The 17,006-nt window shown below is 58.0% G+C and carries 17 protein-coding genes; 7 read left to right on the forward strand and 10 right to left on the reverse strand.

Annotated elements, in window-relative coordinates; translation table 11 throughout:
- Position 1 precedes the first annotated feature (1 nt).
- The gene (gene fghA, locus FO268_RS18895; RefSeq protein WP_150994815.1) at positions 2 to 847 is read right to left on the reverse strand and encodes an S-formylglutathione hydrolase; all 846 of its coding nucleotides are present in this window, start codon (positions 845 to 847) and stop codon (positions 2 to 4) included.
- A gap of 26 nt (positions 848 to 873) precedes the next feature.
- Entirely contained in the window at positions 874 to 1,296 is a 423-nt protein-coding gene (locus tag FO268_RS18900; RefSeq protein ID WP_150994816.1) for a CBS domain-containing protein, read from the reverse strand.
- Positions 1,297 to 1,529: 233 nt separating this feature from the next.
- Between FO268_RS18900 and FO268_RS18905 the strand changes: the two genes are divergently transcribed.
- Together FO268_RS18905 and FO268_RS18910 are read left to right on the forward strand one after the other, a co-directional pair.
- Positions 1,530 to 2,891 (forward strand): alanine/glycine:cation symporter family protein, encoded by a 1,362-nt coding sequence (locus FO268_RS18905; RefSeq protein ID WP_150994817.1) that lies wholly within the window; start codon positions 1,530 to 1,532, stop codon positions 2,889 to 2,891.
- 137 nt (positions 2,892 to 3,028) lie between these two features.
- Complete coding sequence (locus FO268_RS18910) at positions 3,029 to 3,682, forward strand: peroxiredoxin (RefSeq protein ID WP_150994818.1); 654 nt, start codon at positions 3,029 to 3,031, stop codon at positions 3,680 to 3,682.
- A 77-nt stretch (positions 3,683 to 3,759) separates the two neighbouring features.
- Here the strand turns inward: FO268_RS18910 and FO268_RS18915 are convergent, their stop codons facing one another.
- The 3 genes from FO268_RS18915 to FO268_RS18925 all read right to left on the reverse strand — a co-directional run bounded on the left by FO268_RS18915 (position 3,760) and on the right by FO268_RS18925 (position 6,407).
- A complete protein-coding gene (locus FO268_RS18915) occupies positions 3,760 to 4,542 on the reverse strand; it encodes a MetQ/NlpA family ABC transporter substrate-binding protein (RefSeq protein WP_150994819.1) in 783 nt (260 codons plus the stop codon).
- A gap of 180 nt (positions 4,543 to 4,722) precedes the next feature.
- Entirely contained in the window at positions 4,723 to 5,400 is a 678-nt protein-coding gene (locus tag FO268_RS18920) for a methionine ABC transporter permease (protein WP_150994820.1), read from the reverse strand.
- Positions 5,400 to 6,407 (reverse strand): methionine ABC transporter ATP-binding protein, encoded by a 1,008-nt coding sequence (locus FO268_RS18925; protein ID WP_150994821.1) that lies wholly within the window; start codon positions 6,405 to 6,407, stop codon positions 5,400 to 5,402. The genes FO268_RS18920 and FO268_RS18925 overlap by 1 nt, the downstream gene beginning before the upstream one ends.
- A 191-nt stretch (positions 6,408 to 6,598) precedes the next feature.
- Here FO268_RS18925 and FO268_RS18930 point away from each other — a divergent pair, with 191 nt between their 5' ends.
- Entirely contained in the window at positions 6,599 to 8,020 is a 1,422-nt protein-coding gene (locus tag FO268_RS18930) for an HDOD domain-containing protein (RefSeq protein ID WP_150994822.1), read from the forward strand.
- 15 nt (positions 8,021 to 8,035) lie between these two features.
- On the opposite strand, the gene FO268_RS18935 is transcribed toward FO268_RS18930, so the two are convergent.
- Positions 8,036 to 8,743 (reverse strand): anti-sigma factor, encoded by a 708-nt coding sequence (locus tag FO268_RS18935; RefSeq protein WP_150994823.1) that lies wholly within the window; start codon positions 8,741 to 8,743, stop codon positions 8,036 to 8,038.
- Positions 8,740 to 9,297, reverse strand: coding sequence for a sigma-70 family RNA polymerase sigma factor (locus FO268_RS18940; protein ID WP_150994824.1), 558 nt, complete (start codon positions 9,295 to 9,297; stop codon positions 8,740 to 8,742). The genes FO268_RS18935 and FO268_RS18940 overlap by 4 nt, the downstream gene beginning before the upstream one ends.
- A gap of 170 nt (positions 9,298 to 9,467) precedes the next feature.
- Between FO268_RS18940 and FO268_RS18945 the strand changes: the two genes are divergently transcribed.
- Positions 9,468 to 10,937 (forward strand): DUF4331 domain-containing protein, encoded by a 1,470-nt coding sequence (locus FO268_RS18945; protein WP_150994825.1) that lies wholly within the window; start codon positions 9,468 to 9,470, stop codon positions 10,935 to 10,937.
- Between the two features lie 81 nt (positions 10,938 to 11,018).
- On the opposite strand, the gene FO268_RS22860 is transcribed toward FO268_RS18945, so the two are convergent.
- Positions 11,019 to 11,315, reverse strand: a complete 297-nt coding sequence (locus FO268_RS22860; protein ID WP_191967003.1) for a hypothetical protein — start codon at positions 11,313 to 11,315, stop codon at positions 11,019 to 11,021.
- Here FO268_RS22860 and FO268_RS18955 point away from each other — a divergent pair.
- Positions 11,308 to 12,396 (forward strand): tetratricopeptide repeat protein, encoded by a 1,089-nt coding sequence (locus tag FO268_RS18955; protein ID WP_225316861.1) that lies wholly within the window; start codon positions 11,308 to 11,310, stop codon positions 12,394 to 12,396. The genes FO268_RS22860 and FO268_RS18955 overlap by 8 nt on opposite strands.
- Positions 12,393 to 13,514 carry a HupE/UreJ family protein gene (locus tag FO268_RS18960; protein ID WP_150994826.1) on the forward strand — a complete coding sequence of 374 codons (1,122 nt, stop codon included), beginning with the start codon at positions 12,393 to 12,395 and terminating at the stop codon, positions 13,512 to 13,514. Before FO268_RS18955 ends, FO268_RS18960 begins: the two co-directional genes overlap by 4 nt.
- 49 nt (positions 13,515 to 13,563) lie before the next feature.
- Here the strand turns inward: FO268_RS18960 and FO268_RS18965 are convergent, their stop codons facing one another.
- Both FO268_RS18965 and FO268_RS18970 read right to left on the reverse strand, forming a co-directional pair.
- Positions 13,564 to 14,196: a hypothetical protein gene (locus FO268_RS18965; protein ID WP_150994827.1), complete on the reverse strand. Its 633-nt coding sequence runs from the start codon at positions 14,194 to 14,196 to the stop codon at positions 13,564 to 13,566.
- A gap of 149 nt (positions 14,197 to 14,345) precedes the next feature.
- Complete coding sequence (locus tag FO268_RS18970) at positions 14,346 to 15,833, reverse strand: amidase (RefSeq protein WP_150994828.1); 1,488 nt, start codon at positions 15,831 to 15,833, stop codon at positions 14,346 to 14,348.
- A 52-nt stretch (positions 15,834 to 15,885) separates the two neighbouring features.
- On the opposite strand from FO268_RS18970, the gene FO268_RS18975 reads away from it, so the two are divergent.
- Positions 15,886 to 17,001 (forward strand): lysozyme family protein, encoded by a 1,116-nt coding sequence (locus FO268_RS18975; RefSeq protein WP_225316863.1) that lies wholly within the window; start codon positions 15,886 to 15,888, stop codon positions 16,999 to 17,001.
- Positions 17,002 to 17,006: the final 5 nt, after the last annotated feature.

Raw genomic sequence — 17,006 nt, forward strand, 5'->3', positions numbered from 1 at the left:
GCTACTTCAGCCCGAGGGCCTCGGCATGATGGTCCAGATGATCGTCGATAAACGAGGCAATGAAGAAGTAACTGTGGTCATACCCCCGATGCATCCGCAAATTTATGTGGTGATGCATTTTTTCACAGGCATCTGCCAGCGCATCCGGATTCAGCTGGCTGTCGAGGAATTCATCGGCGGTGCCCTGGTCTACCAGCAGGGGTAACCTCTCTCTCGCCGTGGGAATCAGCAGCGTGGCGTCCCACTCTTCCCATGCCTTCTGGTCATCACCCAGGTACCCGCTGAAGGCTTTCTGGCCCCAGGGGCACTCGGTGGGGTTGGCAACGGGTGCAAACGCAGAAACCGACTTGTACAGCCCCGGATTCTTCAACGCTGCTATCAGCGCCCCGTGCCCGCCCATGGAGTGGCCGCTGATACTGCGGTCCTCCGTCACCGGCAGGTGGCCTTCCACCAGCTGCGGCAGTTCCTTGACCACATAATCGTACATGCGGTAATGGGCCGCCCAGGGTTCAAGGGTGGCGTTGACGTAGAAGCCGGCCCCGCTGCCGAAATCATAACTGTCATGCTCGCCAGGCAGGTTCAGGCCGCGGGGACTGGTATCGGGGCACACGATGGCCAAACCCAGACGAGCGGCTTTCTTCATGGCACCCGCCTTTTGCATGAAATTCTGGTCTGTACAGGTGAGCCCCGACAGCCAGTAAAGTACCGGCACCTGGCGCGAGTCCGTGCCCAGCGCCGCGGGCGGCAGGTAAACCGCAAACTCCATGTCGCAGTCCAGGGCTGCTGAATGATGCCGGTAACGACGGTGTTCCCCGTCAAAACAGACGTTGGTGGAGAGCAGTTCCATGATCACCTCGGGGGCTTATGGGAATTTTACAACGCGTATTTGGGCACATCGATGCCGAAGCCGGCTTTTGCCAGCTCCGACAGGATAGCCGTTCGGGTTACGATGCCAATCAGGCGATTATGGTCAACCACCGGATAGACCTTGGGTTTTCCAGCGCCCAGGTTCTGGGCCAGATCCACGACAGACATTTCTGGTGAAATCGTCACCGGATTGCGGAACATCACATCATCCACCAACGGATCGCCTTCGTGATGATAATTGCTCACCAGAAGGGCGTGTATACAATCCTGTTCCGAGATGAAACCGATAACCTTGCGGTGGTCGTCCACCACCGGCAGCCCCGTAACGTGATTATGGAGCAGCGTTTTGACCACTTTGGTTAACGGTGTACCACAGCGAACAGGCTCAATGTGGTTCCACATGACATCCGATACTTTTAACGATTGCATTGGCAGGCTCCCTGACCATTCACATTCCGGATATTTCCTTCTATAACCATAGGCAATGCGGGCGGAAACTGGAAGTATAAACCCCGGAATAACGAATTCTGCCCGCCGAATGTTTACAGATAAAAATAAGTGTCTAAACTCAGTCAGTTATACCCTTATCGGGAAGCACAGACCTGCTCCGCCCATCGTCACGGCCGGAGCATTTCAACCATGGCAGAAACAGGGAGATTCCCATGGAAGCCTTAGAGTCTTTTTTTAGCAGCATAAACGCTCTGGTATGGGGCCCACCCATGCTGGTGATGATTCTCGGTGTCGGACTTTTCCTGAGCATTGGCCTGAAGCTTATGCCGGTGCTGAAACTGGGTGCCGGTTTCCGCCTGATGTGGAAGGGTCGTACCGGTATCGAGTCTGACGGTGAGATACCACCGTTTCAGGCCCTGATGACGGCTCTGTCGGCGACAGTCGGTACCGGTAATATTGCCGGTGTTGCCACCGCGGTATTTCTGGGCGGGCCGGGGGCCCTGTTCTGGATGTGGCTGACAGCACTGGTAGGCATGGCCACAAAATATTCGGAAGCGGTACTGGCAGTGCGTTTCCGGGAGGTGGATGAACGTGGTGCCCATGTGGGCGGCCCGATGTATTACATCCGCAACGGGTTGGGAAAAAAGTGGGCGTGGCTGGGCGTGCTGTTCGCCATATTTGCCTCAGTGGCGGCCTTTGGCATCGGCAACACCGTGCAGGCCAACTCCGTGGCCGATGTACTGCAGACCAACTTCAACCTTCCCCACTGGGTAACGGGGCTCATTCTGATGACCTTGGTGGGCCTGGTACTGATTGGCGGCATCAAACGCATCGGGCAGGTGGCAAGTGCGCTGGTACCCTTCATGGCGATCGCCTATGTTTTCGTGGGTCTGGTGGTACTTGCGATCAACGCCAATGAGCTTCCAGGCGCCATCGCCATGGTCTTCACCCATGCCTTCAGCCCGGTAGCTGCCGAGGGTGGCTTTGCAGGTGCCGCTGTCTGGGCCGCCATTCGCTTCGGCGTGGCCCGGGGTATTTTCTCCAATGAGGCCGGCCTGGGCTCTGCTCCCATTGCTCACGCCGCAGCGCAGACCAAGAACCCGATCAACCAGGGCATGGTGGCCATGTTGGGCACCTTTATCGACACTATTATTGTGTGCAGCATCACGGGCCTGGTCATCATCAGCTCCGGCGCCTGGACGTCTGGCGAGACCGGTGCCGCGCTGACTTCACTGGCCTTTGAGTCGGGTCTGCCTGGATTCGGCAATTACGTTGTCGCCATTTCCCTGGCGATTTTTGCCTTTACGACCATCATCGGCTGGTCGTTCTACGGCGAGCGCTGTATCGAGTTCCTCTTCGGTGTAAAGGCCATTGTGCCCTACCGTGTGGTATGGATTCTCGCTATCCCGGTTGGCGCTACCATCAACCTGGGCCTGATCTGGCTGATTGCCGATACCCTCAATGCCATGATGGCCCTGCCTAACCTGGTAGCGTTGCTGTTGCTCAGCCCCGTGGTCTTTAAACTGACCCGCGAGCATTTCGAAAAAGAGCGTTCTCTTGGTGTGAATCAATGAGCCGCTGGTGACGAATGAGGCAGATCAACCGCCCTTGGTTTTTCGCTCATTCGTCACCATTGTTTATCGTATAGACTGAATCATATGCCGGCGCTTCTATCTTGCCGGGCTTTTGTATCGCCAAAGGAGGAAACACCATGAGTTTACGTCTGGGAGATACCGCACCGGATTTCGAGCAGGATTCCAGTGAAGGCAGGATCAGTTTTCACAACTGGCTGGGTGACAGCTGGGGCATATTGTTCTCGCATCCGGCGGACTTCACGCCCGTGTGCACCACCGAGCTTGGGCTGACCGCCAAGCTGAAGAGCCAGTTCGACAAACGTAATGTCAAAGCCATCGCGCTGAGCGTCGACCCGGTGGATTCCCACAAGGAGTGGATCAAGGACATCAACGAAACTCAGGGTTGTGCGGTGAATTTTCCGATCATTGCCGATCAGGACAAAAAAGTGTCCGAGCTTTACGACATGATCCACCCCAACGCCAACGACAGCCTGACGGTTCGTTCGCTGTTCGTGATCGATCCCAACAAAAAGATCCGCCTGATCATTACCTACCCGGCCAGCACCGGCCGTAACTTCAACGAAGTTCTCAGGGTGATCGACTCACTGCAGATGACCGACGAGCACAAGGTGGCTACTCCGGGCAACTGGGAAGCCGGCGGTGACGTAGTTATCGTGCCGTCGCTGCAGGATGAGGATGAGATCAAGGAGCGCTTCCCGAAAGGCTACAAGGTCGTGAAGTCGTATCTGCGGATGACACCTGACCCACGCTCCAACTGGAGTGGTGACTGATCGCTGAAAATCTGATCAGCTAAAACCGAAAAGCCGGGCACTTGCCCGGCTTTTTTCGGTCCGTTTCCGGGTTGGCTTCAGAATGCCGGAACCACGGCACCTTCGTAATTCTTCTCGATGTAGCTCCTCACGTCTTCTGACGTCAGCGCTTTCGCAAGCTTTTGAATTGCCTCTTCGTCAGCACGGTCCTCATGGGCCACCAGAATGTTTACGTAAGGAGACTCCGCACCTTCAATCACCAACGCATCCTCTGTCGGGTTCAGGCCCGCTTCCAGTGCGTAGTTGGTGTTGATCAACGCCAGGTCTACCTGGTTCAGGATACGAGGCAGGGTTGCGGCCTCCAGTTCCTTGAAGTCCAGGTTTCTGGGATTTTCGGCGATATCACGAGGTGTGGCAGTGATCTTGCTGTCATCCTCCAAGGTAATCAGTCCGGCCTTTTGCAGCAGCAACAGTGCACGGCCGCCGTTGGTAGGGTCATTAGGGATTGCAACTGTGTCGCCATCCTTCAGCTCGTCAAGAGAATCGATCCGGCTGGAATAGGCGCCGAACGGCTCAACGTGAACGCCAGTAACGCTGACCAGCTTGGTGCCTTTGCCGTCGTTGAATTCATCCAGGTACGGCTGGTGCTGGAAGAAGTTCGCGTCCATCCGCTTCTGGTCTACCTGTACGTTGGGCTGCACATAATCGGTGAATACTTTGACATCCAGCTCGACACCCTGTTCTGCCAGTTTCGGCTTAACAAACTCCAGAATCTCAGCATGGGGTACCGGAGTTGCCGCCACGGAAAGCTTTTCCGCAATCGCGGCGGAAGAGAATGTTGCAATGGCAGCCAGGGCTACCAGCGTTTTCTTGAGTTTCATAAGTCTCTTCTCCTGTTGGGTACTTCAAATAATTTATTCTGTCTGGGAGTACGGCAGAGGGTGGGAGGCAGCTTCCGAAAAGCGCCCGTGAATACATCCATGTAGGGCTCGGTCGCGCCATCCCTGGCGCTCCACGTTTTCGGAAGCTGCCTCCCACCCTCTGCCTATATCAAGCTATTGCTATCTGCGGCTGAAATATAAGACAAGACGATCGCCGGCCATTTGCAGCAACTGCACGAAAATTACCAGTAACGCCACCGTAATCACCATTACATCGGTCTGGAATCGTTGATAACCGAAGCGGATGGCGAGGTCACCCAAGCCACCACCGCCGACCACGCCGGACATCGCGGCATAAGAAACCAGCGTAATGGCGGTTACGGTAATACCTGCAATGATCCCGGGCAACGCCTCGGGCAGCAGAGCACCAAAAACGATCTGTTTTACGGTCGCACCCATGGCCTGCGTGGCTTCAATGATGCCTCTGTCTACTTCGCGCAGGGAAGTCTCCACCAAACGGGCGAAGAATGGCGCGCCGCCTGCCACCAACGGCGGAATCGCTCCGGCTACGCCGAGAGACGTGCCGATCAGCATCACTGTGAACGGGATCATCACGATCAGCAGGATGATAAAAGGTACCGATCGCAGTACGTTTACCACGAAAGACAGCACTGCGTAGGCTATGGGCTGTTCCAGCAACTGTCGCTTCCCGAACAGGAACAGTAATACGCCAAGCGGCAAACCAATAAGTACACTGAACAACAGCGACATACCCACCATCACCAGGGTATCCCAGCTGGCCCAGCCGATCTCGGTCCAGTCCACGTTACTGAACAAACTCTCCATCAGGGCTTCCATCAGCGCAGCACCTCCACATGAACGTCCGCGGCTTCCAGTGCCTGCATGGCAGTGTCAAGGTCACCACCCACCAATGACAGCGTTAGCTGCCCGTAGGGCGTGTCCTTGATATGGTCGATGCGGCCGGAGAGGATGCTGAAGTCCACGCCTGACTCACGAGCCACGCTACCCAGCAATGGCGTGTAAGTGGATTCGCCACGGAAGGTCAGGCGCAGGATGCGGCCTTTGGCCTGTTGCAGATCCTGCTGCATTTCGTCCCGGTCAATATTCTCGCTCTCGAATACGAAGTCCCGGGTCGTGGGGTGCTTCGGGTGCAGGAAGACATCGCTGACCGCGCCCATTTCAACCACTTCGCCAGCATCCATTACCGCTACACGGTCGCAGACACGGCGCACCACGTCCATCTCGTGGGTAATCAGCACAATGGTCAGACCCAGCTCGCTGTTGATGTCTCCCAGCAGCTTCAGCACGGACTGAGTGGTTTGCGGGTCCAGGGCGCTGGTGGCTTCGTCGCACAACAGGATCGTCGGTCGGCAGGCCAGTGCCCGGGCAATGCCCACCCGCTGCTTCTGTCCGCCAGAGAGCTGCGACGGGTATTTGTTGGCCTGGTCCACCAGGCTCACCCGCTTTAACAACTCATCCACCCGTTCACGGATCTCGGTGCGGGAATAGATACCGGCCAGTTTCATGGGGAAGGCGATGTTGTCCGCCACGGTTTTTGACGACAGCAGATTGAAGTGCTGGAAAATCATGCCTACCTTGCGGCGGAAGGCCCGCAACTCACTGGCGTTATAGCCGGTGATGTTTTCGTCATCGATCAGAATGCGGCCGCCTGTAGGAGGCTCCAGCAGGTTGATCAGCCGCACAAGGGTGGATTTCCCCGCGCCGGAATGGCCGACGATGCCAAAAACCTCGCCGGTTTCGATGGTCATACTGGTGGAATGCAGTGCGGGGATCGCCCGTCCGCCCACTTGGTAGGACTTCTGTACCTGGTCAAATACAATCACAGCTTTGCCTTGTCAGCGCCTTGGGGGTGCAGCGTTAAAGCGCGCAATTATAAACGAATCCGGTTGCAAACCCGAATCCACCGCCTTGGTATATCCCCTTACACCATCTACCACCTGACATTCACCGCCTTACTGGACTAAACTCATCCTTCAAAGGAACCTTTAAATACCCCTCCGAGGCGCACGATATTTTGACTACAAAAACCGAGACCACGCCCTCAAGGATGAATTCAACCCAGGCATGGGTCACCTATCTGAGTAAAGTCGAACTGCCGGTGCTGGCCAATACGCTCCGCAGGATCGACGAGCTGACTGACAGCAGCAACAGCACGGTCAACGAACTGGCCAACGTCATTCTCAACGACGCCCAGCTCACCTCCCAGGTTCTTCGGCTTTCCAACACGGTGTTCTATAACCAGACCCGCACCCAGGTCAGCACCGTGAGCCGGGCCATTACCCTGATCGGCTTTGATGCGGTGAAGTCCATGGCCATCTCCTCGCTGATCGTGGACTCTCTGCTCGCCCGCAACGACCGGCCCCACCTGCTTCGCTGCCTCGCACGCGCTATTCATGCTGCCGTCCAGGCCCGCTGCCTGCTGCCCAAGCGTAACGAACATGCGCTCGAGGAGGTGTTTATCGGCGCACTACTGATGAATATCGGCGAGCTGGCGTTCTGGTCCTGCGAGACCGAACAGGCCAATGAACTGGAAGCGAAATTACGCGCGGATGAACCGCCAGTGGAAGCTCAGAAAGCGGTGCTCCACACCACCTTTACGGAAATCACCCGGGGCCTGGTGGAAGCCTGGTCCCTGGGACCTTTCATCAAGGAAGTCGTCGCCCCGGGGCAGGCCAATTCCAAGGCCGCCAGCCTGGTACGCCATTCGGTGGAGATGGCAAAGCTGTCCGAGAACGGCTGGCGTGGCGCGGCGATGGAAGAGATAGCGGAAGCACTGGGTAAGGACATCGGCGAGAATCCCGCCGTCATACGGGATCAGCTCAAGGTCAACGCCGGTGAAGCAGCAAGGGTAGCAGTATCACTGGGCATCCCCCAGGTCACGGCACTGATGCCCGGCAGCCAGTCAGAAGGCGGGAACCGAGCGGCGCATGCGCCAGAGGTGGACCCCGTTCTGCAATTACAGATTCTCCGGGACCTGACTCACAGCCTGACCGACAAACCGGATATCAATGAAGTCTGTCAGCTGGTGATCGAAGGCATACACCGGGCCGTGGGGATGCAGCGAGTAGTGCTATTGATGAGCGACCGCAGCGGGCTGGAGTTGATCCCCCGCAAACTCGGAGGCAAGGGTACCGAGAGCTGGAAGGAGAATTTCACCGTGCGCAAAGACGGTACCGGTCCTCTGGGGGCACTGCTGCCCCATGCCAGTTGTTTCGTATACCAGCCCAAATCAGGCGCAGAAACCGTTCCCTATGATCGCTGGCTGGGCAATGTGCCGGCGCTGGTCGGCCCGCTAAAGGCCAAGGGTCGGCTCGTGGGCCTGTTCTATGCAGACAATGCGGCGGCGGACTACGTGCCCTCCGAGGACCAGCTAACGGCGTTCGGCCATTTCGTGCAGAACGCCCAGCTGTGCATTACGCTGCTGTCGAGCAGTTGATTCGCCTTCGGAGGATCAGAGTTCATACAACCTGGCTACGTGCAGGATCGGCCCGGTCGGCGCTCCGGTCGGCGAGCCTCCCACCGGTTCGAGGCTGATGGCCAGGGTACGGCTGCTGCTGAGCAGTGCCCGGGTCTTGTCGTCAAGGGTCACCTGATAGGTTTCACCCACTGGCATGACCCCCAGTGACACAGGCTGGCCGTTTTCAGGCACGATCCACAGTTCGTAATCCTTGCCCTGCTCAGCCGCTGTGGCGGCAACAGGCCGCAGTTTCAGCTGGCGTTCAAGTGCGGACTCACTTACCAGCCACAACGGATCAGTCATTTCCGCCTGAACAATGGCGCCCGACAGTCGTTGGTCATCACGGGGTGCCGGCTGTTGTAACAGGATGACCGCCAGCACCAGTGTTGCTGCCGTCGCCACCAGGCTCCAACCGGGCCATAACCAGCGGCCGGCGCCGTCATTTGCCGCAGTGGCGGGTTCCGTGCCCCGGTTTTGCGGCCATAAACGCCGCTCGATTCCGGACCATACCGACGCCGGGGGTATTTCTTCTTCGATGCGCGACCCCAGATGCCCCAGTTTTTCTTCCCAGAACCAGACCTCCTGCCGGACCCGGACCGACTCCATCATCCAGCGCTCAAACCTGCGGCGGGCGTGCCCCCGGAGGGAGCCCAGGACATACTCTGCAGCCAGTGCTTCGATTCTTTCCGGTGTCTTTTTCATCGCTCCAGGCACCTCTTCAGCGCCATCAGGCCGCGCCTGATCCAGCTTTTGACGGTTCCAACAGGGGAGCTCAACGCTTCAGACAACTCGTCGTGGGTGAAGCCACGGTAATAGGACAGCAGAATACTGTCACGCTGGGGTTCTGACAGCTCCTCGAGACATCCGGTAAGTTCGGCAGCGCCAGCGCTGCGAAGAGAAACATCCAACGGCCCTTCCCGCCCGTCTTCCATGTGTTCCAGATGGCTATCGCCTGAGGTCTGCTTCGCCTTACGGACCCTCATCAGGTCCAGAGTGCGATAACGGGCAATGGTCAGCATCCAACTCAGAGGGGCGCCACGTTCGTTGTGGTACTCACCAGCGTTGTGCCAGATCTGCACAAAGGCATCCTGCACGGCCTCCTCCGCCAGGTCCCGCTGGCTGGCCAGTTTCAGGCAAAGCCCGAACATCCTCCCGGAGACTTTCTCATACAGCCGCTGGAACGCAGCCCTGTCTTCCCGGGCAACTGCAATCAGCAACCCCATGAGTTCATCATGCTCAACATCCACGGCCATCATTACCGAACTCCCACCTGTTTTTCGTGTTTATAACAACATTACGTCCGGTATGGCTTTAAAGATGCACCCCGGATACATCCCCGGCAAACATTTTTAATGACAACTGCATCTTTCTCCAACCCGGTTCCGTTCCTTCCTGGGCAACACCAACAACAGAAGAGGAAAACGGAATGAACACACTGTTTAAACGCTCCGGCCTCGCGCTTGCGGTAGCCGGACTATGCGTGGCAACTGGCCTGGCACAGGCTTCCAGCCACCGCGAAGCACCCTTCATAACAGAAGTGCCCAAAGTCGACGGCACTGATTTCTATATGTTCCGCAGCTACGAAACCGGCCGCGAGGACTTCGTAACCCTTATTGCCAACTATCTGCCGTTGCAGGATGCCTATGGCGGCCCCAATTACTTTGACCTGGATGACGACGCCGTTTACGAAATCCACATCGATAACAGCGGCAATGCGCAGGAAAACCTCACCTTCCGTTTCCAGCTCTCCGATGTGCTGAACGACATTCAGCTGTCAGTCGGAGCGGACGGCGCGAAGGAAATGGTTTCTGTGCCGCTGAAGAACATTGGCGACGCCAGCAACGGCGACAATGTTCAGTTCAGCCAGGAGTACACGGTAGAAGTCATCCGCGGCGATCGCCGCACCGGAACTGTGCAGACGGCAACCAATGTCAGCACTGGCACGGAAGCCTTTGCCAAACCGCTGGACAATATCGGGGGCAAGTCCTTTGCGGACTACGAAAGCTATGCCAATGCGCACGTCTTTGACATTGCCATTCCCGGTTGCGGCACCAACGGCCAGGTATTCGTGGGCCAGCGCAAGGAAGCCTTTGCCGTCAACCTCGGTGAGATTTTCGACCTCGTAAACACCAACCCTCTCGGTGCCCGTAATGGCGAAGGCCAGGGCGATCTGGCCGACAAGAACGTGACGTCATTCGCGCTTGAAGTACCAACCGAATGCCTGACCGGCACGGCGGTGACTGCTTCGGGCGACCCTGTCATCGGTGGCTGGACTACCGCCAGTGTGCGCCAGGCGCGGGTAATCAATCCGGCGCCGACCACCAATGGCAAGGGCGCAACAGTAGAAGGTGGAGCCTTGACCCAGGTCTCCCGCCTGGGTATGCCGCTGGTCAACGAAGTGGTCATTGGCCTGAAGGACAAAGACCGCTTCAACGCCAGCGAACCCAAGGATGACGGCCAGTTCGCCACCTATGTCACCCACCCGACCTTGCCAGAACTTCTGGAAATACTCTTCCCGGTAGAGGCGCCCAATAACTTTCCGCGCAACGACCTGGTCACTGCGTTCCTGACCGGCGTGCCAGACCTGAACAAGCCTGAGGGCGTCGCGGTCTCGGAAATGCTGCGCCTTAACCCGGCCGTCGCCGCAACCGCTGCAGCCAGCCAGAACGATCTGGGCGTGCTCGGCGGTGACAATGCCGGCTTCCCCAACGGCCGTCGCCCGGTGGATGACACCGTGGACATCGCACTACGTGTCGCGATGGGCGTGCTGGCCGACCCGGCCGATGCTCCAAGTGGCGACCTTGAGTACACCGACGGTGTTCAGCTGGATCCGGCAGAGCTCCGGGAAACCTTCCCGTACCTGGCCACCCCGATCGCCGGCTCACCCAACAGCTAAAAGGACGCCATGATGGGATTATTTCTGAAAACTTCATGTCTGGTTGTGCTGATAGCCGCGGTCACAGGCTGCTCTAACGACTCAAGCAGCGGTGGAACACCAAGGCCGGAGCCGTCTGTCGATTTCACGGCTTTCGTGAAGACACAAATTGAAAACACCGATGACCGTCGCGATGCGGTCCGGATCAACGAACAGGAGTTCAGCTTCAATGACCAGAACAATGAACAGGCCTTCGATGATCTGTTCATGCAATAAGACCCGACGCCGGCTCTCAGCATGTCTTGAGCCGGTGAGCACTTTCCCTGTCCTCCCGGGCAGGGCTTTTTGTGCCGGGCTGTTATTGTTGACAGGGTTTGCATGGCTGAGTGCCTTGAGCACCAATGCAGCCGCCACACCAGGGCCCATCAAGACCGATTTCAACGATACCGACGTTTTCATAGAGTTGCCGGAACCAGCGCTGACCGCTACGGCACTTCCCGCTTCACCGGACCAACTGGCAGACCTTGTTCGTCGCCGGATCGACCGGGCACGAAGCACCGGCGACCCTCGTTTTCTCGGTTATGCCGAAGGCGCACTGCAACAGTGGCAGGGCGAACTCACGGGCCGGCTGCTGGTGCTGAGGGCCACCCTGGAGCAAAGCCTCCACCGTTTTGACAACGCCAGGAACGATCTACACGCCGTCATTTCCAAAGCCCGCGACCCACAGCAAAAAACCCAGGCAATACTGTTGCTTGCCAACCTGGAAACCGTGCAGGGGAATTATAGCGCTGCAAAGAAGCACTGTGAGCAATTACAACGGCGTTATCCCGGTTTGATTGCCAGCAGCTGTCTCGCCCAGTTGGAAGCCCGAACAGGGCGTGCACGGCAAGCCTACCAGACACTTCAACGCCAGTTAGCTACTGCCAGAACAGACACCACCAGCACGTTGTGGGCACAGGGGACCTTGGGAGATATAGCAGCACAGCTGAACATGCCCGAGGCGGCTCGACACTGGCAGACGGTACTCGACGCCAGCCCCGACGATATCTACACCCGCGCCCAGCTGGCAGACTGGTATCTGGACCAGAACAAGCCCGACAGAGCGCTCGCCTTGACCGCGAGCTATGCGGAGGTAGACACCCTTGCCGTAATAAGAGCAATTGCCATGGCGCGCTCAGGGCATCCGGCTGCCGAAACCCTGACCGAAAGCCTCAGGGTGCGATTTGCTGAAGCGCGCTGGCGCGGCAACCTTCTCCATCAACGGGACATGGCTCGCTTCCAGCTGGACATTGAGGGCGATGCCAGAGCCGCACTGATATTTGCGCAGGGCAACTGGGAGGAACAGCGCGAGCCCCTGGACACCCGCCTGCTGCTCCGCGCCGCCCACGCGGCAGACGACGCCCCCTCGCTACAAAAGGTCAGATCCTGGCTGAAAGAGCACGGCCAGACCGATGCCCGTTTTCCAGAGGCAGACTCATGAACACTCACAGACACCCGGCCAGGGCCCTGGTTACAACGGGGCTGTTGGTCCTGCTGTTCTCATCCGCTGCGCTGGCGCACAAAGCCAGCGACAGCTTTATCTACGTGGATCAGGACAAGTCCGAGATACGTATTGACGTGGCACTTCGAGACCTCGCCCTGGTACTGCCACTGGATCGTAACGGGGACCGGAAACTCAGCGGCTCGGAATTACGCACCAGTCGCGACAGGATTACCCGATGGACAGAGCAGGGGCTCACGCTGTCCAATTCCAGCGGTAATTGCCGGATGACAGGGCAAGAGTGGGGCGTCTCGAGCCACAGCGACGGGCCTTATGCCGCCAGCCGTTACACCGTGAACTGTCCCGATGGCGCCGCGGCCGACACCCTGGATTACCATCTTCTGTTCCCGCAAGATCCCTTGCACCGCGGCCTTGTCAGCCTTGAATCGGGCGAATTCAGCACGCTGGGGGTGTTGTCCCCGGATAGCCGCAGCTTTTCACTGACCACCGAAGCTGCGCCGGGCGGGCTGGCGATGTTCGCGACCTTTGTTTACCAGGGGATCATCCACCTGTTGATCGGCCTTGATCACATTCTGTTTTTGCTGGTGTTAATGCTCCCGGCCACACTGGGAACGCGGAACGGTAAAGCGCGGGGAGTGAAACCGCGACTCTGGGAACTGACCGGCACCATCAGCGCCTTCACCGCTGCTCACTCTATTACTCTGGCGCTGGCTGCCCTTGAAATCGTGCATGTGCCGATCGCCTGGGTAGAAGCTGTTGTGGCGCTATCCATAGCGGTGGCGGCGTTTAACGTGAAATGGCCGGTACTGGGCAAGAAAACCTGGAAGCTGGCATTCGGTTTCGGCCTGATACACGGGTTCGGCTTTGCCAGTGTGCTGGGAGACCTTACCAGCGGCATTTCGCAGACTGCACTGGCACTCGCGGGGTTTAATATTGGCGTCGAGCTGGGGCAACTGGCACTGCTGATCGTTCTGTTTCCGTTGTTCTATCAGTGGGGGAAAACGAACCATTACAGTAGAGCTGCGGTACCGCTGATGCTGATTGCCGTTGGCGCAACGAGCCTGTTTTGGGTTGCAGAAAGAATTGCTGCAATCTGAAACGCAAGGCCCCCGGTATCACACCCGGGGGCTTCGCAGGGCAGCTCAATCAGTGCAGGGCACGGAGTTGACGTGGATACAGCGCGGCGCTGACTTCGGGCTCGTCCAGCAGATCCGCCAGTTCCATGTCCACCTCGGTTTCCTGTCCTTCATCAGGCAGGGGTTCAAACAGGGTGTTGAGCCATGAGGTGACGGAAGGGGCTTCATCGCGGCCATACTCTGTGGATAGCGCCTTGATGCGACGGAAGCCGATGATCCGTTGGTGCTTGGGATCACGGATCTGCTCGAAGCCGCGCCAGTATATCCGGTCGCGGGTGTGCAGCTGGACAAACAGTGTGTCGATGGGCTCGGCCGGGTCTTCGCCGCGCACCGGTTCATCGTCGCTGTCTTCAGCGGCCAGGGATTCTTCAGACAGTGTGTCGGCCTTCGCCGGCTTTTTGTTGCGGATGGTGGTCCACGCCGGATAGAGCACGGCCACCGCGTCGGCTTCTACATGCTCACGGGCAGCGCGGAGGATCAGTCCCCAGCGGGCCTTGTCGGCATCGGTTTCAAGAGAGTTAATGGGCAAGTCGTAGCTTTGTTCGCTGGACAGGACGATTGCCATCATCGGGGCATCAAGTTCCCCCATGGCTTCAGCCTGTGCTACAGACACCAGTTCGTCGATTGCCATCGGTTGGTTCATAATACGCTCGCCTCCTCGATGCCATCAGGGTCTTTCAGGGAGAAAGGGTTCTCCCTGACTCACAGCATAGCCTGTTACGGCCATAAAGATAAACGTGGATGCGGTGATCGCGGATCACAATACGTCATTTATTGTTTCAGAGCGTAGTTTCACACTGTCGTCTCCAACAGCTCATAACGACCAAACCAGGGGCTGGCCTCTTCCAGTTGCGCCGCCAACTGCAGCAGTGTGGCTTCGTCGCCATGGGGCGCCCCGAACTGTACACCAACAGGCAAGCCGGACGCTGTCCAGTACATCGGCACTGACATCGCCGGCGTTCCGGTCAGGTTCGCCAACTGGGTGAACGGTGTACGGGCCAGGCTATCCAGGGCCATCTGATCCACCTGACCGCTGCGATGCAACACCTTCCCCGCCTTGAGCGTCAGCATCAGCCGGGCTGCAAACTTTAGATGGCCAGGGGTGTCCAGCTCACCAATTTTTGCTGGTAGTTGTCCGGCGGTCGGGCAGAGATACATATCGTAACCCTGAAAAAACGCACCGAGCGCCCGCGCAAAATCATTCCATTGCTGCCGCCGCCGGACATAATCCGGCAGCGGCATAGTTCTGCCAAGCATGCCAAGCAGGCGGGTATCCAGCTCGAAATCCTCGTCCCTGGCGCCGAATTCGGCCTTCGCCTTATCCATCAGGGTCGATACTTCACCAAAATAAAGGCCCAGATAACAGCGAGCCAACGCCATGCCATCAAACTCCGGACGGGCATACTCCACATCGTGTCCGAGGGTTTCGAGTACACGGGCGGTGTCTTCAACCGCATCCACACACTCCTGAGCCACCTCAGTGTCATAGGGGGAAGAAGTAAAAACACCGATTTTCAGGCGTCGCGGGGAATGCTGCATCAGTTCTGCATAGGGCGCCGATGGTGGCGCAATGACGAACGGATCGCCCGCCGCGGGGCCTGACAGAACGTCGAGCATGGCCGCGCTGTCGCGAACAGTACGCGTCACCACGTGGTCAGCAGAGGCGCCGGTCCAGGCTTCGCCGCTAAAGGGACCTGAGGAAATCCGGCCACGGGAAGGCTTGAGCCCGAACAGGCCATTGTAGGCCGCAGGAATTCGTATGGACCCGCCGCCATCGTTGGCGCCGGCCATGGGCACAATCCCGGCAGCTACAGCAGCACCAGAGCCACCACTGGAACCACCAGGCGTCAGATCGGTATTCCAGGGATTGCGGGAAGCTCCCCAGAGGGCTGACTCGGTCACCGCCTTTAGGCCGAACTCCGGGGTGGCGGTACGGCCCAAAAACACCAGCCCGCCGGCACGGGCCCGGCGAACGTATTCCGAGTCCTGCCTTGCAATGTTGTTTTTAAGTCCACGACTGCCAAAGGTACAGGGATGCCCCTGTTGCTCCTGAGCCAGATCTTTAAGCAGCATGGGAACGCCGGAAAAGGTACCATCAGGCGGATAACTCTGGCTTAGCGCATCCGAAAACTGGGGGTAGCAGACGGCGTTCAGTTTGCTGTTTACAGCCGATGCCCGCTCGATAGCCGCCTCACAGACTTCACGGCCTGAAACTTCATTGCGGCGAATCAGGTCGGCAAGCGCTACCGCATCGTACCGGAGGTATTCGGATTGCTTCATGATCGATTCCGTTTGTTATTCTGAACTCTGGAGATTGAGGGAATTATCGTCTATGAACAAAAGTCCCAGGCGTCGCACACTTGCTGTAGCTTTCATGGTCACGTCCATTATCGCACCAATCCTGTGCGCCAGTGAACAACCGCCAGAGCCAGTCGATGACTGGACCAGTATTGTCCGCGGCTCCCCCTATTGGGTAAGCCAGGGGGTTTATAACAACATTGTCACCATCCGGCGCTGGGTACTGAAAGAATCCGGATACTGCTCTGACACAGACCGGCATATTCTGTTCGATATGCGCGGCCAGTTCCTTGGCTATATTGACGATGAAAGCAGCCGCGAGGCCACCCAGAAGCGCCTGAACGACACCAGGCGCACGCTGGCCACCAGCGGCCGGGCAGAAAACTGGGCGGTCGGCGGCCCTGCCAAAACCGGCTATCCGTTTGCGCTCGCCTGTGACCAACCGCACGTCAACCTGGACGAAGCCGTCGCCCGTTATCTCGGCACGCTACCCGCCGAGCTGATCTGGGGCGCCTGGGATGACCTTGTCTTTGCATCACAGGAGAAACCCGAACCCCTTCACGATGCATTGATGTATGTCTATGAAACACGCCAGCAACGAAACAACCTGCCTAAAAGCCTGCCAACGTATCTTGCCGGGCAGGTGCTGATCGAAAGTAGCGGGCAGCAACGTGCCCACTCCATCGCCGATGCCAAGGGCATATTACAGCTCTCGCCTTCGGCACTCAGCGACTGCCAGATCAAGCCGGCCAACCACTGGCACCGACTCGCCCAGATTGATTGCGCCCTGAGGTTAATGAACCAGAATGCCCGTAACCTGCAGGAACCGTTCAACCAGCGTTTTGGTGAGTTGCCCGCTGAAAAACGGGACCGGCTTTTTACACTGCTGCTGGTTCAGGCCTACCACGGGGGTGCGGGCCGTGTAAAAGCCCTGCTGGATGACGACACCCTGTCCAGGCCTGCCGCCTATTTTGCCCGGGAACACGATAATTTCAGTGCCGGTGATATCGCTTTCGGGATGGTATTTCACAACCTGGGGCGCGACCGTTTCGGCCTGGCCTCGCTGTATTATGTGGCGGACGTCCAGCTTGCCGCAGAAGCATTGTGCAAAACGGCGCGTCTTGGCGATGCCTCTTTCTGTAAGCTTTAAGTAGC

The organism is Marinobacter denitrificans (genome assembly GCF_008795955.1).
GTDB lineage: Bacteria > Pseudomonadota > Gammaproteobacteria > Pseudomonadales > Oleiphilaceae > Marinobacter > Marinobacter denitrificans.